The sequence below is a fragment of the Flavobacterium chuncheonense genome, assembly GCF_042686145.1.
Taxonomy (GTDB): domain Bacteria; phylum Bacteroidota; class Bacteroidia; order Flavobacteriales; family Flavobacteriaceae; genus Flavobacterium; species Flavobacterium chuncheonense.
The window spans coordinates 120157-144491 of sequence record NZ_JBHUPC010000010.1 but is presented as its reverse complement, the minus strand read 5'-3'; the positions used below and the strand labels follow the sequence as shown (position 1 = coordinate 144491).

17 protein-coding genes are annotated in these 24335 nt (G+C 33.1%); 9 read left to right on the top strand and 8 right to left on the bottom strand.

From position 1 onward, the window contains the following. The 5 genes from ACFS5J_RS02605 to ACFS5J_RS02585 form a co-directional block, all read right to left on the bottom strand. Positions 1–692, bottom strand: a 692-nt coding sequence (locus ACFS5J_RS02605; protein WP_379810417.1) for a PKD-like domain-containing protein, incomplete at its 3' end; no start/stop codon positions are given. A gap of 649 nt (positions 693–1341) precedes the next feature. Next, positions 1342–1725: a hypothetical protein gene (locus ACFS5J_RS02600; RefSeq protein WP_379810416.1), complete on the bottom strand. Its 384-nt coding sequence runs from the start codon at positions 1723–1725 to the stop codon at positions 1342–1344. 457 nt (positions 1726–2182) lie between these two features. Continuing rightward, positions 2183–2737 (bottom strand): gamma carbonic anhydrase family protein, encoded by a 555-nt coding sequence (locus ACFS5J_RS02595; protein ID WP_379810415.1) that lies wholly within the window; start codon positions 2735–2737, stop codon positions 2183–2185. Beyond that, on the bottom strand, positions 2734–3531 hold the full coding sequence (locus ACFS5J_RS02590; protein ID WP_379810413.1) for a phytanoyl-CoA dioxygenase family protein: 798 nt from the start codon (positions 3529–3531) through the stop codon (positions 2734–2736). The genes ACFS5J_RS02595 and ACFS5J_RS02590 overlap by 4 nt, the downstream gene beginning before the upstream one ends. A 532-nt stretch (positions 3532–4063) precedes the next feature. Then, positions 4064–4897 (bottom strand): OmpA/MotB family protein, encoded by an 834-nt coding sequence (locus ACFS5J_RS02585; RefSeq protein WP_379810412.1) that lies wholly within the window; start codon positions 4895–4897, stop codon positions 4064–4066. Between the two features lie 574 nt (positions 4898–5471). Here ACFS5J_RS02585 and ACFS5J_RS02580 point away from each other — a divergent pair. From ACFS5J_RS02580 to ACFS5J_RS02560, 5 genes are all read left to right on the top strand, one after another. Further along, entirely contained in the window at positions 5472–5885 is a 414-nt protein-coding gene (locus ACFS5J_RS02580; RefSeq protein ID WP_379810410.1) for an HYC_CC_PP family protein, read from the top strand. Between the two features lie 106 nt (positions 5886–5991). Then, positions 5992–9723, top strand: a complete 3732-nt coding sequence (locus ACFS5J_RS02575) for an efflux RND transporter permease subunit (RefSeq protein WP_379810408.1) — start codon at positions 5992–5994, stop codon at positions 9721–9723. A 10-nt stretch (positions 9724–9733) separates the two neighbouring features. Continuing rightward, complete coding sequence (locus tag ACFS5J_RS02570) at positions 9734–10960, top strand: TolC family protein (protein WP_379810407.1); 1227 nt, start codon at positions 9734–9736, stop codon at positions 10958–10960. A 3-nt stretch (positions 10961–10963) separates the two neighbouring features. Next, complete coding sequence (locus tag ACFS5J_RS02565; RefSeq protein ID WP_379810406.1) at positions 10964–12727, top strand: efflux RND transporter periplasmic adaptor subunit; 1764 nt, start codon at positions 10964–10966, stop codon at positions 12725–12727. Between the two features lie 32 nt (positions 12728–12759). After that, a complete protein-coding gene (locus tag ACFS5J_RS02560; protein WP_379810404.1) occupies positions 12760–13203 on the top strand; it encodes a heavy-metal-associated domain-containing protein in 444 nt (147 codons plus the stop codon). 276 nt (positions 13204–13479) lie between these two features. Here ACFS5J_RS02560 and ACFS5J_RS02555 read toward each other — a convergent pair whose 3' ends face one another. From ACFS5J_RS02555 to ACFS5J_RS02545, 3 genes are all read right to left on the bottom strand, one after another. Further along, positions 13480–14247, bottom strand: coding sequence for a LytR/AlgR family response regulator transcription factor (locus ACFS5J_RS02555; protein WP_379810403.1), 768 nt, complete (start codon positions 14245–14247; stop codon positions 13480–13482). Then, complete coding sequence (locus ACFS5J_RS02550) at positions 14244–15275, bottom strand: sensor histidine kinase (RefSeq protein WP_379810402.1); 1032 nt, start codon at positions 15273–15275, stop codon at positions 14244–14246. Before ACFS5J_RS02550 ends, ACFS5J_RS02555 begins: the two co-directional genes overlap by 4 nt. 72 nt (positions 15276–15347) lie before the next feature. Next, a complete protein-coding gene (locus ACFS5J_RS02545) occupies positions 15348–16094 on the bottom strand; it encodes a hypothetical protein (RefSeq protein WP_379810401.1) in 747 nt (248 codons plus the stop codon). 702 nt (positions 16095–16796) lie between these two features. On the opposite strand from ACFS5J_RS02545, the gene ACFS5J_RS02540 reads away from it, so the two are divergent. From ACFS5J_RS02540 to ACFS5J_RS02525, 4 genes are all read left to right on the top strand, one after another. Continuing rightward, the gene (locus ACFS5J_RS02540; RefSeq protein ID WP_379810400.1) at positions 16797–19112 is read left to right on the top strand and encodes an arylsulfatase; all 2316 of its coding nucleotides are present in this window, start codon (positions 16797–16799) and stop codon (positions 19110–19112) included. A gap of 43 nt (positions 19113–19155) precedes the next feature. Beyond that, complete coding sequence (locus tag ACFS5J_RS02535) at positions 19156–21555, top strand: sulfatase-like hydrolase/transferase (RefSeq protein WP_379810399.1); 2400 nt, start codon at positions 19156–19158, stop codon at positions 21553–21555. A 572-nt stretch (positions 21556–22127) separates the two neighbouring features. Next, a complete protein-coding gene (locus ACFS5J_RS02530) occupies positions 22128–22910 on the top strand; it encodes an enhanced serine sensitivity protein SseB C-terminal domain-containing protein (protein WP_379810398.1) in 783 nt (260 codons plus the stop codon). A 416-nt stretch (positions 22911–23326) separates the two neighbouring features. Next, entirely contained in the window at positions 23327–23992 is a 666-nt protein-coding gene (locus ACFS5J_RS02525) for a hypothetical protein (RefSeq protein WP_379810397.1), read from the top strand. Positions 23993–24335 lie beyond the last annotated feature (343 nt).

The window sequence follows — 24335 nt, the reverse complement described above, 5'->3', positions numbered from 1 at the left end:
GTAACGTTTCCTGAGAAAGTGATATCATCTATGTTCTCTCCAGAACAAATAATTTGTTCGTCATTAGTTGCTGTTACATCTGGAGTAGGGTTAACGGTTACAGTAGCTTGAATTGATGCTCCGTCACAACTGTCGGCTGTTGGTGTGATGGTAAAAATTACGTCTATCGGTGCGTTGGTAGTATTCGAAAGTGCTCCTGAAATGGTTCCTGTTCCAGAAGTTCCAATTCCAGTAATACCTGGAATAGTGTTTCTAGTCCAATTATAAGCTGTCCCTGTAACGTTTCCTGAGAAAGTGATATCATCTATGTTCTCTCCAGAACAAATAATTTGTTCGTCATTAGTTGCTGTTACATCTGGAGTAGGGTTAACGGTTACAGTTGTTGTACTGGTGTACGTAAATTGAGTTGAACAAGTAACTGAAGATTTAATGTTATAGGTAGTTGTTACAGATGGATTTACAGGTAGATAAATATCTGCTCCTGTTCCTAATATGACGTCTCCGATATCTGAAGTTCCATCATTTAGTTGATATTCTGCGGCTACAATTGTGTTTGATAAAATTAAATTTGTGGTTTCTCCCTGACAAATTGTAGCACTTCCTTTAAGAGTGATTGTGTCATTAGGATCACATTGCCCATAAATAAAAGTAGCAAATAGGATAAATGCGAGGCTTAAGTACTTTTCTTTCATAGTTTCATAATTTAATGTTAGAAAACTTTCAGTATGATTCTAGAAAGGAAGTAGGTTTTTAAAAAATTATAGCATTAAATTGGGGTTTTGTTATTTTTTTGTGTTTTTGATTGATAGTTTGTTGTTTTGTCTTTTAAAAATAAAAAATAATGTTCGGACAGTAGAAAAACTGTTGTTTTTTTCGATAAACCTTAAGTTTAATTCGATTAAAGGGTAAGATTTTAAATTTTCAAGGTTTTGATTTTGAGTTATATGTGTGTTTTTTGCGATTGTATAAATGTTAAAAATGAACTTTTTTAATAAGGAGAAAATGTTTTTCATCGCAATATTTTGAGTTTTAACTTTGAAGGAATTAATTATGTAAGATAATTTTTAATGATGTGTTTAAAAAATTAAGTTTTTTTTAAAATTTTTATAATAATCTTAAAACAAATGATTTACTTAACAAATTGTAATATTTTCATTGAAGAAAGAAAAAAACACATTGTGATATAACCTTTTGCTTTTTATGGAAGTGAAATGAGGTTTATTGCTTCTAATTTGATTTATCAAATTTTACAATTTAGATTTTTTTTCTTCCATTTTTTAAAAGATTGAGTTTTTACGAATATGTAATCTGTATAAGTGTAGAAATTAAGTCAACAAGGATTTAATTTATTTTATTGTTTTTCCTTTTGAAAGGTGTTATTAATGCAATAATCATAAAGAATGGTATTGTAGATAAAGTGATTTTGAAATTTAAACTGAATAAACCCATAATAAATATAAAACCAAGTAATAATGTTAAACAAATTATGCCTAGCAGGGTAATTGTTTTACTGGGTTTGTTTTGAAATAAAGTTATGATTAATACCAATTGTCCAAGCATTGGAATAATTGTGAATGGATGGATTGCATCTTTAGGGCTTGAAAATAACTTTAGAATTATTTGGTATTCCGATTGAAATAAAAAGGCATGATTATTACCGCCCCATTCTAAATAGCCCAAGAGTGAAGTTGCTAAAAGTAATATGTTTATTAATTTGAGTTTCATTTCAATTGTTGAAATGATGAATGAATTACTTGTTAAATTTAGTTATTTATTTGATACAAAATTCATTGACTTTTTAATTTGGTAGTTGTATTATGGAAAATATCGCTTCCGACTTGTCTGAAAAGTTTTATTCATTTTTTAGAATGAATAATAAAAAAGTCAAGTGAGGGTTCAGTTGCACATAAGATTTTATTAACTTTTAAGAATTATTTTTTTCATTTGGTCAATATAAACGGTTTAAGCTTCAAAAATTTTAAATTGGTAAAGGGAATGTTGAGTGGTATTGAATGTATATATGATAAGAAAGCATCAGAAGGATGATTCTGGAGTAACTATGTTTAATTCTCTTCTTGAATTTAGCAACTTAATTTGATTGTTGTTGAATTTTATGAATTTATTCTGTAAGATGCAACAGCCCCATTAATATATAAGAGCTGTTGTTCCAATAATAGAAAAGCTAAAAAGTACTTTTTTCATTTTGATTTTTTGCCTCCATCATCATTTCTATCAGAACCTTTTTTTGCTGTTTTTTAAATTCGGGTTCTGACCAAAGTCTATAGTTTCCTTCAGCATAAGCTTTTGCATTTTCATAGTACATAAGGGATAGAAATCTATTTTTTATAGTTTGTTCAAATGCTTGTTTACCTAAAGTATTTTTGACAATTTCGCCTTCTCGTATAATAGCACCAGCTTCAACAACACAACCATCTTCAATAATAGCTCCGTCTAAAATCATAGCCCCTGATCCAATTACACAATCATTTCCAATTATAGCTCCATGAATCAGCACTTTATGACCAACAGTGCAATTTTTTCCAATGATAACCGGATGACGGTAGCCTACATGTATAATAGTTCCATCCTGGATGTTGGTTTGTTCATTTATTAAAATATGATGGTCCTCAGCTCTCATTACAACTAAAGGCCAAACAGAACTTTTGGAGTCTATTTTACAATTTCCATAAATGAATGAGCTTGAATGGATGTATGAATTGTTTTCTTGTTTTTTCATGTTTCTTTAAGTTTTGAAAGATAATGAGCAGAAGTTGAATTTCTAGAAAATTCAAAACTTTCCGGTCTATAACTTCCGTGAAGTATATTACCATCGAAGAGAATGACATCTCCTTTTTTAAAATTTGGGCCCAATCGATTTGAATTAATTTTTTGAAGAATTAATTCTAGTGCTTCGTTTCCTTCTTTGTAGATGGAAAGCATTTCACTTTTGTTTTGTGTTGCATAATTTTTTTGCTTTTTCGATGATAGGTCGCAATATTTTTGAAAAAGCGTTTCTATTTCTTGTGAGAAATATTCAGATTGAAAAAGATTATGCGTTCTAGGATAAATAAAAATACCACCATTTTTTGAAGAGATGTCTTCGAGTGCAACCCAAATACCGACAAGACGCTGATTTTTTCCGAAAATAATCGAATCAAAGTGCTGTTCCGTGCCTCTGTTACTTTCAAAATACATGGTTTTGTAAAGGTCAAATGCTCTAGAATCGATCTTAGAAATTAAATTTTTTACTTTCTCAGAATCAAATAATTTTAAAAATGTATCCGAAATCTCTTTGTCGTTTTCAAGATGTAGATTCATTAAAGGGTTTACAACAAAACCACTCTTTGTATACTTGTTTTTTTCTAGACTGTTACTTTTAATTCTATAAAATTCCTTTTCACTGTGTTTAATCTTGTTTTGAAAAACGTCTAACACATTATCACATTCAATATCTGTAAAGAAATTTTGAACGAATAAATAACCTTCCTTATCAAATGCAATTTTTTCTTCGGATGTGATTTCCGCTATCATTTATTTTTGTCAGTTAATTGAACAATTTAGTTGTTGTTTAAAGGAGACTTGGGGTTTACTTTTAACAGGGGTGTTTTTATAAATTGCTATCTGTTTTAAATACTAAGTTTTATTAATTACTAGTAATTGTTTTGATTTACAGTTTATAAAAATGTCAATTTTAGGAATCAAAATTAATTATTTAACTGTATTTAAAAAGTAATTTTAATACGTAAATATATACAAATATTTTTTTAACCATTATAGTATTGTAAATAGGTATGTTACATCAAAATAATTTAATAACCTTTTAGGTGTCAAAATTGTAGTATTGTAAAGCAAAAAATCGGCCTATAAAGTTGGAGGTATTATGAAAGACATCAGATGGTTAATCCAAGAGAACGATGTTTAATTATTTGGATGAGTTAGCTGCTCAATTTGTTTTAATCAATTTATTTTGTCAGATGCGATAGGAACAAAAAAACCATCTTGCAATTTTACAAGATGGTTTTTATGTAAGAACAAATAGATGTTCAATTTATTAAAGTGGTCTTTATTTTTCTTGCTCGCTCATAAGTGCGAAAAATTTATTAATGTCTGGTAATAATGCAATTCTGGTGCGACGGTTTTTTGAACGATTTTCATTAGAATCATTTGCCGCTAATGGATGATATGAACTACGACCAGCCGCAATTAATTGTTCTGGTGGCACTCCATAATCATTTTGCAATTTTCTTACTACACTAGTAGCTCTTAGCACACTCAAATCCCAATTATCTTTCATTCTACTATTGCTAATACTTCTAGAATCTGTATGTCCTTCAATATAAACCTCTATACTTGGTTCAGATTTTATGATGTTAGCTAGTTTTTCAAATAACTTATCGGCTTTATTACTGATGTTAGTACTTGCAGTTTTAAACAATAATTTATCTGAAACCGAAATCATAACCATTGTCTCATCAATAAACACATTTACATCTTCATCGTCATTTAGGCTTTCTGTCTTCATCGATTTTTGAATATTGTGAGACACCGCAAGGTTCATTGAGTCTTTTAGTGTTTTTGCTCCACTAACCAAAGCTGGATCTACGTTTTCCAATGTTTTACGCATTTTTGCTTTAGTCTCTTCGTTAATTACTGCTCCTTCAACCGTTTCTAACTTTACGTTGTTTTCGGCAGTAAGCGAGTTTATTTTGTTATGATAAGTATCTACACGGTTTTGTATTTCAGTAAATTTTTGTTCTAAATCTTCATTTTTTAAGCGTTCTTTTACTAATTGTGATTTAATTTCTTGGTTTTGTTCTTCTAGTGCCACATATTTCTTTTTAGAAACACACGATACAAAAAGCGCCAAGGAAAAAACAGTTAGAATTACTTTCTTCATAATTTCTACATTTTAATATTTAAGGGTTATTTATTTACACTAAAAAGTTAGTAATTTTAATTTTCAAGGTATTGTACCAAAAAACGTAGCAGATACCCAAAAAGTTTATTGTATACTATCTCTAAAAAATTATATTCCCTCGCTTGAAAAAAGTCTTGTATAAATTAATAAGAGTTTTATAAATCTTAATCTATATTTTATTTTAAATTAGTTTGGGACATAATTCTATCGATTTAAACGTCCTTTTTGCTTACATATTATGGTTTACAATATAATTTTATCGATATTGTAAATTGTTACCATTTGGGTGAACTAGGTTCTATTGTGTCTAATGATTTGATTTACTTTTAGTTGGTTAAAATAGACACTATGTAGTAAATGGTTTGAATATGGACGCTCCTATTTAATTCCCTATGTAAGTTAACTGCTTAGTTTGATTGTTTTAGAATTTATAATTCTTAGTTTGTCAGATGTGACAAAACCATGCGTCAGAACCTTATTGTAGCGTTTGTAATTTTTAAATTTTTGTTAATCAAACGAGCATTTGTTAAAATTTCGTAATTTAGCAGTAATTATGAAGAATGTATCCCAAAAAATATTAGCATTTGTAATGATATTTGTAGTATTGTTGTCTACAATGTCATTTACTGTGAATATGCATTATTGTGGTGATACTTTAGTTGACACAGCCTTGTTCCATAAAGCAAAAGATTGTGGTATGGAAATGAGTAATCCTTCAACCGAAGGATGTATCATTAAAAAGAAAAACTGTTGTGATGATAAACAACTATCGGTAGAAGGACAAGATGAATTGCAGCAGTCAGTTAACAAAATATCTTTTGAACAACATCTTTTCATTACTTCTTTTGTTTACACTTACTTTAACCTTTTTAAAGAATTAGATAGCAATGTATCTATCTATGAAGAATACCAACCGCCACTCGTCATAAGGCAAATCTACAAGATTGACGAAACCTATTTAATTTGATTTTAAATGATAGACTTTATTGTCCTATAGTAAGTACACTATAAGGATAATTTACTGTATTCGGTATTGTCTTAATACTTTGTATAACCGTTTAATAATCATAAATATGCTAAATAAAAGCATCAAATTTTTAATAGAAAATAAACTAGTAGCTGTATTATTACTTGTCCTATTTGTTGGATGGGGGATAGTGAATGCTCCTTTTAATTGGGACATAGGTTTTTTACCTAATAACCCTGTGGCAGTTGATGCAATTCCAGATATTGGGGAAAACCAACAAATTGTATTTACTAAATGGGATGGTCGTTCGCCACAAGATATTGAAGACCAAATTACATACCCATTGACTACTTCACTGCTTGGTATTCCAGGAGTAAAAACCATTCGTAGCTCGTCTATGTTTGGATTTTCAAGTATTTATATCATTTTTGAAGAAGATATAGAGTTTTATTGGAGTCGAAGTCGTATTCTTGAAAAACTAAATTCACTACCAAGTGGCTTATTGCCTGATGGAGTTAATCCATCTTTAGGGCCAGATGCAACAGGACTCGGTCAGATATTTTGGTACACTCTTGAAGGGCGTGACGAAAATGGAAATGTTACAGGTGGTTGGGATTTACATGAGTTAAGAAGTATTCAGGATTACTATGTAAAATATGCACTTTCTTCAGCAAGTGGTGTTTCAGAAGTGGCATCAATTGGGGGCTATGTACAAGAATACCAAGTTGATGTGAATCCAGAATTAATGCGCCAATACAATATCGGCCTAAATCATATTGTAAAAGCAATTAAAGAAAGTAACAGGGATATTGGTGCACAGACTTTAGAAATTAATCAAGCAGAATATTTAGTTCGTGGTTTAGGATATGTTAAATCTTTATCCGATATCGAAAATGCAGTAGTAATTTCAGAGGATTATACTGCTATAAAAATAAAAGATATAGCCAAAGTTTCTTTAGGACCTGAAACAAGGCGTGGTATTTTAGATAAGGAAGGAGCTGAAGTTGTTGGTGGTGTTGTAGTGGCTCGTTATAGTGCTAATCCATTAGAAGTAATCAATAATGTAAAAGCTAAAATTAGCGAACTAAGTACAGGTTTACCATCAAAAACATTAGCTGACGGAAGCACCTCTCAAGTAACCATTGTTCCGTATTACGATCGAACAGAACTTATACAAGAAACGTTAGGCACACTATATGAAGCGTTGACTTTGGAAATACTCATTACTATTTTGGTTATTATAGTTATGGTATTTAATATGAGAGCATCCATTTTAATTTCTGGATTATTACCAGTAGCCGTTTTAATGGTTTTCATTGCAATGAAATTCTTTGGTGTAGACGCTAATATTGTAGCCTTATCAGGAATTGCAATAGCTATTGGTACAATGGTAGATGTAGGTGTCATTCTCTCCGAAAACATAATAAGACATTTAGATGAGGACAATGAAAATCTATCGATAAATCAAATCGTTTACAATGCCACTGCAGAAGTATCTGGAGCAATTGTTACAGCTGTAATGACAACCATAATTAGTTTTATTCCTGTATTTACTATGATTGGTGCAGAAGGAAAGCTTTTTCGACCTTTGGCGTTTACTAAAACATTTGCCTTGACAGCTTCTTTAATCATCGCATTGTTCTTAATCCCCCCTTTTGCTGCTTTCTTTTTTAAGAAAATGAAAATAGCAAAACGATTAAATTATATCATCAATATAATTTTAATAGGAATAGGTTTATTAGTCATGGTTTGGGGTAAGTGGATGGGAATAATACTAATTGGTTTCGGTATTTTAGGTTATTTAAGACTTAAAGATAAACTAACCAATGAAAAAGCAACTACTTACAGTATTTACCTATCAGCATTAGCCATTGTTTTTTTATTGGCGGAATATTGGAGACCGCTTGGAGTTGCTAAAAGTATTTTTTGGAATCTTCTATTTGTAGGTATTATCTGTTTTGGTTTGTTGGGCATATTTTCAATTTTTAAGAGTTATTATACAAAAATATTAAGATGGGCATTAGCCAATAGATTACTTTTTTTAACCATTCCTTTGACGTTATTAGTATTTGGTTTTTTTATTTATAGAAATACAGGTAAAGAATTCATGCCTTCCCTTAATGAGGGCTCCTTTTTGTTGATGCCAACTTCAATGCCGCATTCTGGTGTTGAAGAAAATAAGCGTGTTTTACAACAATTGGATATGGCCGTAGCGAGCATTCCTGAAATTGAAACAGTGGTTGGTAAAGCAGGTAGAACAGAATCAGCGTTAGATCCTGCTCCCTTGTCGATGTACGAAAATATTATTCAATATAAGTCAGAATATATGATGAACGATAAAGGTGATCGACAACGTTACAAAGTGAATGAAAATGGTTTATTTGAATTGAAAGACGGTCGGTTTATTGCAAATCCAAATAATACTGAAAATAGTATTTTAAGGACCATTGAAAGTTCACAATTAATTGAAGATGATAATGGAGAGTTCTATCGAAATTGGCGACCAGAAATACAATCACCAGATGACATTTGGAACGAAATTGTAAAAGTTACAAAATTACCTGGAGTAACTTCGGCACCTAAATTACAGCCTATTGAAACCCGTTTGGTAATGCTACAAACAGGAATGAGAGCGCCAATGGGAATTAAAATAAAAGGTCAAGATTTAAAACAAATTGAAACTTTTGGGTTACAATTAGAAAACATCTTAAAAGAAGCTGAAGGTGTTAAAGACGAAGCCGTTTTTGCCGATCGAATTGTAGGGAAGCCTTATTTGTTAATTGATATTGATAGAGAAAAAATTGCGCGCTATGGTGTAAGCATTGAAGAGGTACAAAATGTTTTAAAAGTAGCCGTTGGCGGTATGCCATTAACGCAAACTGTTGAGGGCCGAGAGCGCTATGGAATTCGAGTACGTTATCCAAGAGAGTTAAGAAGTAATCCAACCGATTTGGAACAAATTTATGTGCCTGTTGAAAAAGGCAGTCCAGTACCATTAAAAGAATTAGCCAATATTCGTTACGAGCAAGGTCCGCAGGTTATAAAAAGTGAAGATACTTTTTTGGTTGGATATGTACTATTCGATAAAATAGATGATTATGCAGAGGTTAATGTGGTAGAAAATGCACAAGCCATGATTCAAAGTAAAATTAATTCAGGAGAATTAATAGTTCCAAAGGGTATTAGTTATCAGTTTACAGGAACTTATGAAAACCAGTTGCGTGCCGAAAAAACCTTAGCCGTAATTGTTCCTTTAGCATTGTTAGTTATCTTTTTGATTCTCTATTTTCAATTTCGTTCGGTAGCCACTACCTTAATGGTGTTTTCTGGAATTACAGTTGCTTTTGCTGGTGGTTTTGTAATGATTTGGTTGTATGGCCAAGATTGGTTTTTGAACTTTAATTTCTTTGGGGAAAACATCAGAGAATTGTTCAATATGAAGACCATTAACTTAAGTGTAGCGGTTTGGGTTGGGTTTATTGCTCTTTTTGGTATCGCAACAGATGATGGCGTGGTTATGGCAACGTACTTAACACAAACTTTTGGACAAAATGAACCTACTACGATTTCAGAAATAAGAAAGTCAACCTTAGAAGCGGCTTCAAAGCGCATCAGACCGTGTTTAATGACAACGGTTACAACTATTCTAGCACTTTTACCCGTTTTGACATCTACGGGAAAAGGTAGTGATATAATGATACCAATGTCTATTCCCATTTTTGGAGGAATGTTAATCGATATTACTTCCTATTTTATAGTTCCTGTATTATTCAGTTGGAGGAAAGAATTTATAGCAGAAAGAAAATTAAAAACACAATCAAAATCTTTAACGGTTTAAAAGGATAGTTATGAAAATATTAATTAAATACTGGTTTTTTATAGTGTTTATCTGCATAAGCAATTTCACACAAGCCCAACAATTACAGTCTTTAATAGATGATGCTTTTGCAAATAATCCTGAAATTCAAAAGTATGAGTTGCAATATAAAATTGTTGCTGAAAAGGTAAATGAGGTTAATAATATACCAAATACAGAATTTGGAGTAGGATATTTTGTTAGTGAACCCGAAACAAGAACAGGAGCGCAACGTTTTAAAGTATCGGCTAAACAAATGCTACCGTGGTTTGGTACAATTACTTTGCGAGAAAATTATGTAACTTCATTAGCAGATACAAAATATCAAGACATCGTTATAGCCAAACGTAAATTAATGGCTTCGGTTTCGCAATCCTATTATAATTTGTATACTAATCAGGCAAAGCAACTGGTTTTAAGTGAAAATGTAACGCTTTTAAAAACATATGAAACTATGGCATTGACATCTGTTGAAGTTGGAAAAGCTTCAGCAGTAGATGTTTTGCGTTTGCAAATGCGTCAAAACGACTTGCAACAATTAAAGGAAGTATTAGAGCAACAGTTTTTATCGGAACAAACGTATCTTAATAATCTTTTAAATAGAGAAAATGGTGTTCAAATTACAATAATCGACAGTTTAAATATGCCAAAAGAAGATTTGGAAATTAACGTTGAAAATTTATCAGTGCATCCAGAACTCTTGAAGTTTGATAAACTCTATCATTCCATTACAGAATCAGAGTTGTTGAATCAAAAAGAAAGTAGTCCAATGATAGGATTTGGCTTAGATTACATCAATGTAGAACCACGACCAGATATGAGTTTCTCTGATAATGGTAAAGATATTGTAATGCCAATGGTATCGGTTTCAATTCCAATTTTCAATAAGAAATACAAATCGGTCACCAAACAGAATGAATTGCAGCAACAAGAAATTAATTATCAAAAGCAAGAGCGATTAAATAATTTAGAATCCTTGTTAGATAAAGCTATAAACGAACGTATTGCTGCAAAAATTAGTTATATAACGGCTTTAAAAAATCTAAAACAAGCTAAAGATGCTGAACAAATTCTCATCAAAAGCTACGAAACTGGGACCATTAATTTTAATGATGTTCTCGATATACAGGAATTGCAGTTAAAGTTTCAAATTAATCAAATTGAGGCGGTGAAAAACTACTATGTACAAAGTACAATCATTAATTACTTAACAGATTAAAAAATGAAAAAATACATCATCTATTTAGGAATATTAGCAGTCGGTTTTCTATTAGGTTGGCTAATATTTGGAAATTATTCAAATGAAGATATAGACCAAAAGGAAGCAACAACAGCAACTAATCAAATGTGGACGTGTTCAATGCACCCACAAATTATGCAATCCGAACCTGGTGATTGTCCTATTTGTGGAATGGATTTAATTCCTGCCGAAGAAGGTGCAGATGGTTTATCAGCAGACCAATTCAAGCTTACACCTAATGCATTAAAATTGGCTAATATTCAAACCACAATTATTGGTAATGGTACAACTGAAAAAGGAATTATAAAATTATCGGGTAAAATAGCTGAAAATGAAGAAGCAAATGCTGTACAAGTTAGTTATTTTTCAGGTAGAATAGAACGCTTAAATATCGGTTTTACAGGTGAAGAAGTACGCAAAGGTCAGCTATTAGCTACCATTTACTCACCAGAATTGTACGCTGCCCAACAAGAATTAATTACAGCAGCTTCATTAAAGGAATCGCAACCTGCATTATATAAAGCGGTACGAAATAAATTAAAACTTTGGAAATTGTTTGAAAATCAAATTAATCAAATTGAAAAAACAGGTAAAGTCATGGAGAATTTTCCGGTTTATGCTACCGTTTCAGGGACCGTAACTGAAAAATTAGTTGAACAAGGCGATTATATAAAACAAGGACAACCTTTGCTCAAAATAGCTAATTTAAATACTGTTTGGGCAAATTTTGATGTATATGAAAATCAAATAGATTGGTTTAAAAAAGATCAGGAAGTTAAAGTAACCACAAATGCATATCCAAATCAAGAGTTTAAAGGAACCGTAGATTTTATTGATCCAGTATTAAATATGAAGACCCGTACAGTGAAGCTACGTGTGGTTTTAAATAATAAGGAAGCAATTTTTAAACCAGGGATGTTTGTTACTGCAAAAATTAGTGGTTCTAACACAGTTTCAAATGAAGTGTTGACGATTCCTTCTTCAGCTATTCTTTGGACAGGTGAACGCTCAGTTGTTTACCTCAAAGTAAACCCGAATGAACCAGTTTTTGAAATGAAAGAAGTCGTGTTAGGAAATAGATTAGGTGAAAATTATGAGATTTTAGAGGGTTTATTTGCAGGGAATGAAATTGTTACAAACGGAACGTTTACAGTAGATGCTGCGGCGCAATTACAAGGTAAAAAGTCGATGATGAATAAAGAAGGTGCTAAAACTATGACAGGACACGAAGGGCATTTGGGTATGGAAAATAATGCTTCAAATACCAAAGATCATTCAGATACTAATAAACGTTTAGATTCGCCAAAAGTATTTCAACAACAATTAAAACAGGTATATGAAAACTACATTAATTTGAAAAATGCTTTGGTAAAAGACAATTCAAAACAAGCATCAGAAGAAGTAATCAAATTAATTTCAAGTTTTAATAAGATAGATATGAAATTGCTAAAAGGTGAAGCCCATACCCATTGGATGTCTCTAGAAGAAGGTATCAAATCATCGTCCAATGCTATCTCTAAATCCTCTGATATTAATGCTCAAAGAACACATTTTAAACAATTGTCTTCTCATTTAATAAAAGCAATTGAACTGTTTGGTGTTAATGAAAGAGTATATGTTGAATTCTGTCCTATGGCAGATAATGACAATGGTGCATATTGGTTGAGTAAAGAAGAACAAATACTGAACCCTTATTTTGGAAACGCAATGCTCAAATGTGGTGAAGTAAAACAAGTAATAGAATAAATGAACACAAATAATAATTAAATTTCTAAAAAATGAAAAAAATGATTTTAAGTGTTGCCTTATTAGCAACCATGAGTTTCGTAAGTTGTAAAGACCAAGTTAAGAATGAAGGAGAAGAAATTTCAGCAGAAACAACCAAAGAAGAAGTGGCAATGACCAATATTTCTTTTGGAGTTAGAGGGAATTGTGGGATGTGTAAAGAGACCATTGAAGAGGCAGTTAATGCCGTTGGAGGTGTAACAGCCGCAAATTGGGATAAAGACAAAAAGAAAATAGATGTATCATTTGATGGTTCACAAACTAATGAAATGGCAATTCACAACGCAATTGCTGCTTCGGGTTATGATACAGAAAAAGTTGCGGGTAATGAAGAAGCTTATAATAATTTACCGGGATGTTGTCAATACGATCATGAAATGATGATGAATCAATCAGGAGAAATGAAAGCAGAAGATCATTCCAATCATAACCATTAAATCTAAAAAAGAGTCTTTGTTCAAAGACTCTTTTTTGTTTTATCTACGGCTTCTTTAGTAGCTATGAATATAATTTACATTTATGGGATTAGATTTGATACAATACATTAAATAGTTTAGACAAGACATCCTGTTTAATACTTTTGGTAAGTTAGCTTTTAATTTGATTGTCGTAGAATTTCATGAATTTATTTTGTCAGATGCGTCAGCACCCTGCCTTTGCATTATAAGGATTTTTTATTGATTTCTTGAGCCGCCATTACTGATACCTGTTTTTTATTTTTCGACCCATTCTCGAAACGCTGCTGTTTGATTTTGGCTTGTTTTAAGGTAGGTTTTGTATTCTTTCAATTTGATGGCTAGCGTATTTTTATTGTAACGTTCTATTTTTTCGATGTAATGTTTGTGAATGAGTTCGCTACGGTTGATTCGGAAAAAGTCGGTAGGGGAGAGTTGCTCTTCTATTTCCCTTAAAGTTGGTTCTGTAAGTAAATGTTTTTTTCCTTGATTATCATAAGCGAATACCACACCATCTTCGGCTTCAAAAAACAAAATATTTTCTGTTTCCAATAAGTAAATTCCTTGATGGATTTTAATAGTAAAACGTTTTTTGTAACTCTTTTCAGAAATGTTTTGTTGAATCAGTTTTGTTAAACTAGCGATAGCGTTTTGCGCTTCAGATGTAGAATTTCTAAGCAATAAAAATTTATCCCATGCCAAACGGAAGCGTTCTTTTGAAAAAGGTTTTAGCAGATATGCAATTCCATTACCTTCAAATGCATTCATCCAAAATTGGTCATAAGCTGTTGTGAAAATAATGGGACAATTAACCGAAATCTGACTATAAATTTCAAATGCATTACCATCCAATAGTTCTATGTCAGAAAATATAAGATCGGGTTGATTTGTGGATAAAAATTCAATGGCAGACTGAACCGTGCCTATTTCGGATACAATTTCGGTAGGCGAATCTAATTCTTCAATAAAGCGCCTCAATTTTTTTCTAGCAGGTGTTTCGTCTTCTATGATGAGTATTCTTGTCATTTGTTTTGAATATGAATGATAGGGACAATTACCGAAAATTTATTTTCTGTTTGTTGAAATTCTATCTGATGTTCAGAGAGTAATCCATATTGTTCTTTTAGGTTTTTTAATGCCCGACCAGATGTAGATTTGTTGTTTTGTTTTAAGTTTAGATTGTTTAAAATAGTAATATTTTCGTCAACTTTAATTTTAATATAAACCGGGTTTTCTTTTGTTCCTAGGTTATGCTGTATCGCATTCTCGATTAACAGTTGTAAAGTCATTGGTACAATGAGACCTTTCTGATTTTTAACTTCTATATGCAGTTGATACGCACTTCCATATTTATGCTGAATAAGTTTGAAATACCGCATTACAAAATTTATTTCTTGTTCAACAGTCATCAATTCTTGATCTGATGAGTGCAACACATAGCGATAGATTTCTGCAAACTCATTTAGGAAGTCAGATGCTTTGTGTTTGTCTTCTTCTATAAGCTGATCCAATACATTCAAGTTATTGAATAGAAAATGCGGATTGAGTTGAGCTTTAAGTTGGTTGATTTTACTTTCGGCAAGTGATTCCTTGTAAGAAGCTAGTTTTTGCTGTTGTTTTTTATTGCTTTGGTAATAGTAATATGCGAGAAAAAAACAGCCGTAAATAATTCCATCCAAAAAATGAGAAAACAGTGTGATTGATAATGTATGTGAGTTGAAGTTTCGTTCTACGTTGCCAAATGCAATTGCAACCAAGAATCCTATTAGTTGAATTACAAGAACAAATGCCAGCAACGAAGAAGTGAATATTTTCAAAATTGTTTTGCTGTCAAATACATTGCGTTTCTTCCATTTTCGGATAAAGAAAAGAGTAATAACAAACAAAAGCCCTGATCTCAATAAAGCGGCAAAAGCAGCTTCTGGAGTGAATGTATAAACGTTAATATCCTGTCTAATTAATATCCTTCCGTAAATGGATTGAAGGTATGCAAAAAGCAAAATAAATAGCAGGAAATGGCGGTTTTGATATATTTTATGATAGATGTTTTTCATTGAAATTTCGATGAGTAAATTTATCAAAAAAAGTCCCATAATTCGACAGGACTTTTTTCTAAAAGGCGATTTTTAATTTTTTTTCTCAGGAAAGGAGGCAATCGTATTTCCCTTATCATCGAAGAAATCTAGCTTTGCATTATTTTCTTTATCTACATAAAACATTGCTCTCGGCATTCCTTTATCATCGAAAAGAAACAGTCCGTTGTTCTGACTTCTGGATTTACCAAGCATCACACGAGGAACACCACCGATCAACCCTTGTGCTTTATATTCGTTGTATTTCTCCTTCATAGCTTTTGGATCTTTTTTACGGATATCTTCTAGCTCTTTCATGATTTCTTTTGTTTTAAGCTGTGATTCTTTACTTGGACGGTCGTTGAATGCTAAAGTGCTACTCACAAATCTTTGATTACCTTGTTCCACATCCTGTGTTAGTAATTGCATTACTTGGTCGCCATCGTACTGGTCGTAAGTCAGAGAAAGTCCAGCCGAATGACCGTCTTCTTTTTTCTTGCCATCGTAGATAAATCCACCAGCTTCGATACCATCTTCGTTATAAAACAACATACCTGAGCGTTTCTTGCGATCGGCATTTGTAGGACGATTATTGATTTTGTCGGTTCCGTTAGGAAAACGTTCTACATTGGTAATAATCATTTTTACAGTGCCATCTTTTTCCACGATGTTGATCCGTTCTACGTCTATTTCGCTGAATCTTTGGTTCCCCGACTTTTTAAATGCTGTTGTAGTAAGGATGATTAGGCCAATAGCTGTAAACGCGGCAAATGTTCTTAAAAATACAAGTTCTTTGTTCATCTTTATATATTTTATGTTTGATGAAACAAAAGTATTTTGGCTTTAATTTTTATTCAACCACATAGCAATGAATACAGGAAAAAAAAAGATGAGTTAAGAAAATTTATGGGTGAGTATGTTTTTAAGTTTCACATAATATTTAGTTTTTCTGCCGCATCTAATAATTTCATTAACTTTTAGACTTAAATTTTGAATCGGCAAAGCGAACATTGAGTGGTATTGAAATTGTACATATGATAAGGAAAAATCAGATGGTTAGTCCAGGAAGAACTATATTTAATTCTTTCTGCAAATTAGCAGCTTAATTTATTTGTTATAGAATTTCATGGATTTGTTTTGTCAGATGCGACAGAACCCTTGCTAGATTCGAAAAAACCTTTTGTTAAGTTTTAAATGTAATTTTTTTACAAGAAAAATATTATTTTATTTTTTTTTTAAAAAAAATTGTAAATTTATGCAACTACTTGAATATTAGAATTGTGTATTACTAAGAAAATATCAGGTTAGTTACCTCTGTAAAAAATGAGAAGACTTATGTTTCTTAAAGAGACAAATGGTTAGGTGAAAAGTAAAAGAGGTAAAAGTACATTGATTGAAGCACTAGCTACCCCAAACTGGTGAAATTTTTTGATTATATCGTTTCAAGAGCGAATAAAAATTACTAATGTGTGTCATTTTTTAATTTTCATAAAATAGAATAACATGAAACAGTTTTTATTATCATCAATAATTTTAACCTTTTTTACGGTAGGATTATTTGCGCAAGAGGTATTACCCATACCGCAAGACAAATTTAATGGTACAATAGGAAAAACCTACAAAGAGTCCAAAGAAGATTGGCCCAAGCTAGTATCTGCGCCTGAAGGAGCGCCCAACGTGGTCATTATTTTGCTCGATGACGTGGGCTTTGGGCAAGTGAGCACGTTTGGAGGTCCTATTCCTACTCCTAATCTCGATGCATTGGCAGCTGAAGGTTTGCGCTACAACCGTTTTCATACTACAGCTATCTGTGGTCCTTCTAGAGCCGCATTGATTACCGGGCGCAATCATCACAATGCAGGATCGGGTTTCCTGGCAGAATATGCAACCGGATTCCCAAGCTATAACAATATGATTCCACCGTCAACGGCTACCATTGGTAGAATTTTAAAAGAGAACGGCTACAACACCAGTTGGTTTGGCAAAAACCATAACACACCCGATTGGGAAAGTAGTGTGGTAGGTCCTTTTCATCGTTGGCCTACTGGAATGGGCTTTGATTATTTTTATGGATTTATTGGTGGTGAAACCCACCAGTATTACCCTTTGTTATTTGAAAACACCAAGGCTGTTGAACCAAATAAAACTCCAGAAGAGGGCTATCATTTAATGAATGATATGACCAACAAAGCCATTAACTGGATGAAATATTCTAAATCGGTGGCGCCACAAAAACCCGTAATGTTATATTTTGCACCTGGTGCAGCTCACGCTCCGCACCACGCTCCTAAGGAATGGCGTGATAAATTCAAAGGTCAGTTTGATGCAGGCTGGGATGTGATACGTCAGCAGACCTATGAGCGTCAGCTAAAAATGGGAGTCATTCCTAAAGATACCAAACTGACCCCAAGACCTGAGTGGGTTAAAGCTTGGTCAACACTATCTACTGACGAGAAAAAACTGTATGCTCGATTAATGGAAAACTTTGCTGGCTTCTTAGCTTATACCGATCATGAAGTAGGAAGGTTGCTCAAAGCCATCAAAGAATTACCCGATGCCGAAAATACCATCGTGATGTATATCGTGGGTGACAATGGTGCTAGTTCTGAAGGCGGTATGGAAGGGACCATTAATGAGGTAAGATCCTTAAGTGGCGTACCTACTACATTAGAAGAGAATTTAAAGCATTTGGACGAAATAGGGAACCCAGAAACAGAACCTCATTATCCATTGGGTTGGGCGTGGGCTGGAAATACACCTTTCCAGTGGGTAAAACAAGTAGCATCGCATTTGGGAGGAACACGTAACCCTATGGTGGTCAGCTGGCCTAAAATGATCAAAGACAAAGGTGGCATTCGTTCTCAATTTGTCCATTTGATAGATGTAGTACCAACCATTTTAGAGGCTTCACATTTACCAGCGCCTACTCTAGTGGATGGCGTGGAGCAAAAACCTATGGATGGCGCTTCTTTCTTAAACACATTTAACGATAAAAATGCGAAGCCGATAAGAGCCAGACAATATTTTGAAGTATTCAGCAACAGAGCTATTTATGATAATGGATGGATGGCTTGTGCTCAACATACATTCCCTTGGCGTCAGGATTTTGCTCCAGGTAACTGGGACAATGACAAATGGGAATTATACAACCTGGACGAAGATTTTAGCGAAGCCAATGATCTTGCCAAGAAAAACCCCGAAAAGCTGAAAGAAATGAAAAGAATTTTTGACGAAGAAGCTCAAAAATACCAGGTATATCCATTGGATGATCGTGGCACCGGAAGGATGATTTCTGAGAAGCCAACACCTTTCGATAAAAGCAACAAACATTTCAGCTATGCTGCAGGTGCAACCAGGCTAGCAGAAAACGCCTCACCAAACACTAAAAACAAATCGCATTCCATCACCGCCGAATTAGAACTGACCAACAAAGATGCAAATGGTGTGATTATAGCCAGTGGTGGTATTTCTGCAGGTTTCACTATGTATGTAATGAATGGAAAGCTAATCTATGATTACAACTATTTCGATGAAACACATTATATCATTACCTCTTCCGAAGTACTTCCTGTAGGTAAGAGCACTGTGAAATTTGACTTTAAATACGATGGCGGTGGTAATGGTAAAGGCGGAACCGGAACATTATATATTAATGGCAAAAAAGTTGGAGAAGGCAGGATTGAAAAAACCGTGGCAGCCCGTTTCGGTCTCGACGCATTTGGTATCGGGGAAGACAATGGGGCACCGGTGACTACGAAGTACAAACCGCCGTTTGCTTTTACCGGAACCATTCATAAAGTGGACATTGACCTTGAATAGAGGAATTGTGAATCAAATCTTAATGCAACTTAAAACAACAATTATGAAACAAATACATTGGCCTTACCGATTGCTCGCTGTTGGCCACAGCATTTTGCTTTTGTTTTTAATAACTGCCTGCGTGGACAAAAAAGGAGACACGAATAGTCAAGTCGAAGAAAATGTCGTTGCTGATGGTTATGATAGATTACATCTACCGATGACACCTCCAGAAACAGAACTGTTTACTGAACTCGACGCGCGAAATGCCAAAGCACCAAAACAATGGAGTATAAAAGCGCCAGAAGGAGCTCCCAATGTAGTCATCGTTTTATTAGACGATATGGGGTTCGGAGCAAGTAGCGCTTTTGGTGGTGAAGTAAAAATGCCAACTGCTGAACGACTAGCCCAAAAAGGAATTGTTTATAACAGATTTCACACTACCGCCTTATGTTCACCAACCAGAGCAGCTTTATTAAGCGGCCGTAATCACCATAGCAACAATATGGGAGCGATAACAGAAGTGGCTACCTCCTTTCCGGGCAATACGGGGATGACGCCTAAAAGTGCGGCTACTATTGCACAAATCTTAAAATACAATGGCTACAACACCGGACATTTTGGTAAAAATCATGAAACAGCCGCTTGGGAAGTGAATAATTCTGGACCTTTTGATAACTGGCCTTCCTATAAAGGCTTCGAAAAGTTTTATGGATTCATGGGCGGCGAAACCAACCAGTTCTATCCGGCAGTGTATGATGGTACTAATAAAGTGGAAGTGAACTCAGAGGATCCTAATTATCATTTTTCTGAAGATATGACCGATAAAGCCATTGCATGGGTACAGTCTCAAAAATCGTTGACTCCAGACAAACCGTTCTTTATGTATTTTGCGCCGGGAGCTACCCATGCCCCTCACCAGCCCCCTGCTTCTTATATCAACAAATACAAAGGAATGTTTGACGAAGGTTGGGATGCTTACCGTGAAAAAACGTTACAAAGACAAATTGCAAAAGGGGTGGTGCCTAAAGGAACAAAATTAGCGCCTAAACCGGAGTATATAAAAGACTGGAACAAACTTTCCGACCAGGAAAAGAAATTATATGCGCGCCAAATGGAAATTTATGCGGCATTCGGAGAACATATTGACGATCAAATAGGAAGATTGTACGGTTCATTTGAAAAAATGGGTATCGCGGATAATACATTATTTATTTATATACTTGGAGATAACGGAGCCAGTGCTGAAGGAACTGCCAACGGATTAATAAATGAAAATACCTATTTCAATGGAGTTTCCGAAGAGTTAGATTATGTAACGGCCAATATGGACAAATTAGGAACAAGAGAATCATTCGGGCACATGGCTGCAGGCTGGGCGGTTGCCGGAAATACTCCTTTTAAGTGGACCAAACAAGTAGCAGGAAATTTCGGTGGAACCCGAAACGGAATGATTATGGTATGGCCTAAAAAAATAAAAGAAAATGAGGTAGTTCGAAATCAGTTTGCCCATGTAATAGATATTGTTCCTACCATTCTGAGTGCTACAAAGCTACCTGCGCCTGAAACCGTTGATGGAGTAAAACAAATGCCTATAGAAGGATTTAGTATGATCGAAACATTAGCCAATGCTAAAACACCAGAGTTTCATAAAACCCAGTATTTTGAAATTGCTGGAAACAGAGCTATTTACCAGGATGGATGGGTGGCATCAGTCGTTCATAAGGCCCCTTGGGAATCAAAACCTCCTGTAAGTTTAGATAAAGATACCTGGGAGTTATTCAATGTAAATGATGATTTTAGTGAAAGTACCAATATAGCGGCTAAAAATCCTGAAAAATTGGAAGAGCTTAAAAAACTCTTTATGGAAGAAGCTAAAAAGCATAGAGTACTGCCTATGGATGACCGCACCGTTGAGCGTTTTGATCCTAAAGCGGCAGGTAGACCTGATTTAATGAATGGAAGAAAATCGCTTACGGTATACGAAGGTATGTACCGTATGATGGAAAATGCTTTTATCAATGTTAAAAATGCCAGTAGTTCTATTACAGCTGAGGTAGACGTGAAACCGGGTGCCAACGGCGTAATTTTAGCGATGGGAGGTCGTTTTGGAGGATATAGCCTTTATGTGAAAAATGGAATGCCTGCTTTTACCTACAATTGGGTAGGAAAAGAACAATACGATGTGTTGAGTAATAAGGCACTTTCTCCAGGTAAACACATCATCAAATATGATTTTAAATATGACGGTGGTGGATCGGGTAAAGGAGGTTTAGGCGCCCTTTATATCGATGGTGTAAAAGTAGCCGAAGCACGAATTAAAAACACCAACGGAAGCATGTTCTCATTAGATGAAGGAGCCGATGTAGGTTTTGATGAAGGAACCAATGTAAGTAAGAACTATGCTGTAGGGAAAAACCGTTTTAACGGTAAAATTAACTATGTAAAAATCGATGTGCAATAGATGTGATGGCTTTTCAAGGGTTATTATAATTCGATTTTTTCTATCGGTTGGTATCTCCATCAATTGGCAACAGATATCGATTAACTGAAATATATACAGGAAGACAGTGAAATTGTCTTCCTGTTTGTTTGAAATATTTCGTTCGCAAAAAGGTTATGTCACATCTAAGAAGTTGATTTACTTTTAGACTTAAAAAATTTTGAATCGGAAAAACGAACATTAAGTGGTATTGAAATTGTACATATGATAAGAAAAAATCAGAAGGTTAGTCCAGGTAGAACTATAATTAATTCTTTCTGTAAATTAGCATCTTAATTTATTTGTTATAGAATTTCATGGGTTTATTTTGTCAGATGCGAAAGAACCTTAAAAATTGACTCGGAGATTTTTCTGAAGGGATTTAGAGTAAATACAAGTGGTGAGTAAATTTGTTAAGTTGGCAATACATAGGAAATTTCATTCAGGATAAAATAGTTTCACTATATTTGATAAACTAACAGCTGGAGAGCTGATTTCTTTTTTTTGGCAAAAAATAAAAGCTTAATTAGAATTTAATTAATAAATGTATTTAAATGGGAATTTTAGATTTTTTCAAAAGTAAAAAAACTGAAAATACTTTTCCAGAGAATGAACTTGAGCGTACTCTGAAAGAAGCTTCTTTAGATGTTTCTGTAAGAAATGAATTTTATATGAAACTGCTTTGGAATGAATTATATGTTTTAACTAATGGACATCAAAATTCTGAGGAAGGTAACAGGACTTTGGAAAAGGATACTGAAGTTCAGTTGGTAACTTTTAAAGAAGGTGAAATTCCGGTTTTTACTTCGACAAATAGGATTTTTGATAAAGGAATCATTAAAAATAAAGTTCCTTATATGGCAATGAAAGGTCAAGACCTTTTTGGGTTAACAAAAGGGGCTACATTGATATTAAATCCTTATTCTGATTATGGAAAAGAATTAGTGCCTCAAGAAATTGAAAGCTTATTGAACGGAACAATTTTTAATGAAACTAATCGAGTGGAGATTAAAGAAGATACTCAAGTTTTAATTGGTCAACCTACAGAGTATCCTAAAGATTTAGTTGAAGAACTATGTTCATTGTTTAAAAAGGAAGGAAACGTTAACTCAGCATATTTAGCTATAATTAAAACTGACAAATCGGAAGATAAACCTAGTTTAATAGTTGGTATTGAAACCAATGCTAATATGGCTTCCATTTCAGGGAAAGCTGGTGCGCTTGCTGAACAAATTATTCCAAAAGGAGAAGTAATTAATTTTATTAAGATAGAGAATAACGATGGTATTTCTGATTATTTTTTAAATCAAACAAAACCATTTTATAAACGTACTTAATTTTTTTGTGTAAAATTAGTAGTAGTAAAATTAGCTTGATGAACAATAAAGGATTGGTATATTAAGTCACTTGTCTTTTTGCATTAAAACTGTTGGTAAATATTTTTTTCTTTAACTTTTTTTATGATATAAGAGTTTTAATTTCCACGTACCATCCACGTACCATCCACGTACCATCCACGTACCATCCACGTACCATCGACGTACCATCGACGTACAAACACTCCAAGTAATTATACTCATATTTTTATTAATTACTAAAATCTTCTTATTTATAATTATTTACTCCAATTCTTGATTTTACTTTTACTTTGTAAATGTGGCTTTCCGTAAGGGAAGCATTATTCATTTATATAAGTTTGTTGATGATTCATAATAGATATAAGTCGAAAACCTATTTTAAAAATTAAATTAAAATGAAAACAAAAGTTTTATTTATTGTAGTTATTACGTCATTACTTTCTTGTTCATCACCAATTGATAAAAAATTTAATGAAGAAACCGTTAAAGAAGACATTGAAGCAATTAAAGGAAGAATTGATTCGACAGATTTGCAACTTTTAATGGGATCGATAATAAGTTTAAAATTTCAAGAAAAAAAGCTTGAAGATATGACATATGCTGATATTTTAGATAATGGTAAGAAGTTGAAAGAAGAGCAAGATAAATTTGAAGCTGAGCAAAAGATAATTGCTGAAGAAGCTGCAAAAAAAGAAGCTATTAGATTACAACGCCTTAATGAAGTTATAATGGTTTCATGTTTTGAGAAAGGATTTGCTAAATATGATTATGAAGATTATATAACCTACAAATTTGTAATTAAAAACAAATCTAATAAGAATGTTAGAGCCTTAAAGGGAAATATTACATTTACTAATTTGTTTGATGATGAAATTAGTTCTTTAAATTTTGTTTATGATGAATCAATAGAAGCAGGAACTACTGCAACTTGGAATGCTCAGACAGATTATAATCAATTTAAAGACGAAGACCAATTACTTAAAAATAAAGAATTAAAAGACTTAAAGGTTATATGGAAACCTGAAACAATAATTTTTGAAGATGGTACAAGGTTAGATTAATAATTCAATTAATGAGGTTTTCCGTATGGAAAGCCTTTTTTGTTTTTATACGTTTGATGAATATTAAAAACTTATGATATGAAGAAATATTATGTAAATAAAACTGCCCAATCTAATGGAGATCATGAAGTTCATTCTGAATATTGTGTTTTTTTACCTAAGGTAGAAAACAGAATTTATTTGGGAGTATTTAACAATTGTAGAACTGCTGTTATTAAAGCTAAAGAATCTTACATTAAGGCTAATGGATGTAAATTTTGCTCAAAAGAATGCCATACGACGTAAGTTTTTGTTAAAGAATTAATAAAATTTATATATTTATACTTTGAGTGAATTTTATGGT

Excerpts from the sequence above, each read along its gene's own strand:
- ACFS5J_RS02600 (WP_379810416.1), bottom strand. The coding sequence starts at position 1,725 with ATGAAACTCAAATTAATAAACATATTACTTTTAGCAACTTCACTCTTG.
- ACFS5J_RS02595 (WP_379810415.1), bottom strand. The coding sequence starts at position 2,737 with ATGAAAAAACAAGAAAACAATTCATACATCCATTCAAGCTCATTCATT.
- ACFS5J_RS02590 (WP_379810413.1), bottom strand. The coding sequence starts at position 3,531 with ATGATAGCGGAAATCACATCCGAAGAAAAAATTGCATTTGATAAGGAA.
- ACFS5J_RS02585 (WP_379810412.1), bottom strand. The coding sequence starts at position 4,897 with ATGAAGAAAGTAATTCTAACTGTTTTTTCCTTGGCGCTTTTTGTATCG.
- ACFS5J_RS02580 (WP_379810410.1), top strand. The coding sequence starts at position 5,472 with ATGAAGAATGTATCCCAAAAAATATTAGCATTTGTAATGATATTTGTA.
- ACFS5J_RS02575 (WP_379810408.1), top strand. The coding sequence starts at position 5,992 with ATGCTAAATAAAAGCATCAAATTTTTAATAGAAAATAAACTAGTAGCT.
- ACFS5J_RS02570 (WP_379810407.1), top strand. The coding sequence starts at position 9,734 with ATGAAAATATTAATTAAATACTGGTTTTTTATAGTGTTTATCTGCATA.
- ACFS5J_RS02565 (WP_379810406.1), top strand. The coding sequence starts at position 10,964 with ATGAAAAAATACATCATCTATTTAGGAATATTAGCAGTCGGTTTTCTA.
- ACFS5J_RS02560 (WP_379810404.1), top strand. The coding sequence starts at position 12,760 with ATGAAAAAAATGATTTTAAGTGTTGCCTTATTAGCAACCATGAGTTTC.
- ACFS5J_RS02555 (WP_379810403.1), bottom strand. The coding sequence starts at position 14,247 with ATGACAAGAATACTCATCATAGAAGACGAAACACCTGCTAGAAAAAAA.
- ACFS5J_RS02550 (WP_379810402.1), bottom strand. The coding sequence starts at position 15,275 with ATGAAAAACATCTATCATAAAATATATCAAAACCGCCATTTCCTGCTA.
- ACFS5J_RS02545 (WP_379810401.1), bottom strand. The coding sequence starts at position 16,094 with ATGAACAAAGAACTTGTATTTTTAAGAACATTTGCCGCGTTTACAGCT.
- ACFS5J_RS02540 (WP_379810400.1), top strand. The coding sequence starts at position 16,797 with ATGAAACAGTTTTTATTATCATCAATAATTTTAACCTTTTTTACGGTA.
- ACFS5J_RS02535 (WP_379810399.1), top strand. The coding sequence starts at position 19,156 with ATGAAACAAATACATTGGCCTTACCGATTGCTCGCTGTTGGCCACAGC.
- ACFS5J_RS02530 (WP_379810398.1), top strand. The coding sequence starts at position 22,128 with ATGGGAATTTTAGATTTTTTCAAAAGTAAAAAAACTGAAAATACTTTT.
- ACFS5J_RS02525 (WP_379810397.1), top strand. The coding sequence starts at position 23,327 with ATGAAAACAAAAGTTTTATTTATTGTAGTTATTACGTCATTACTTTCT.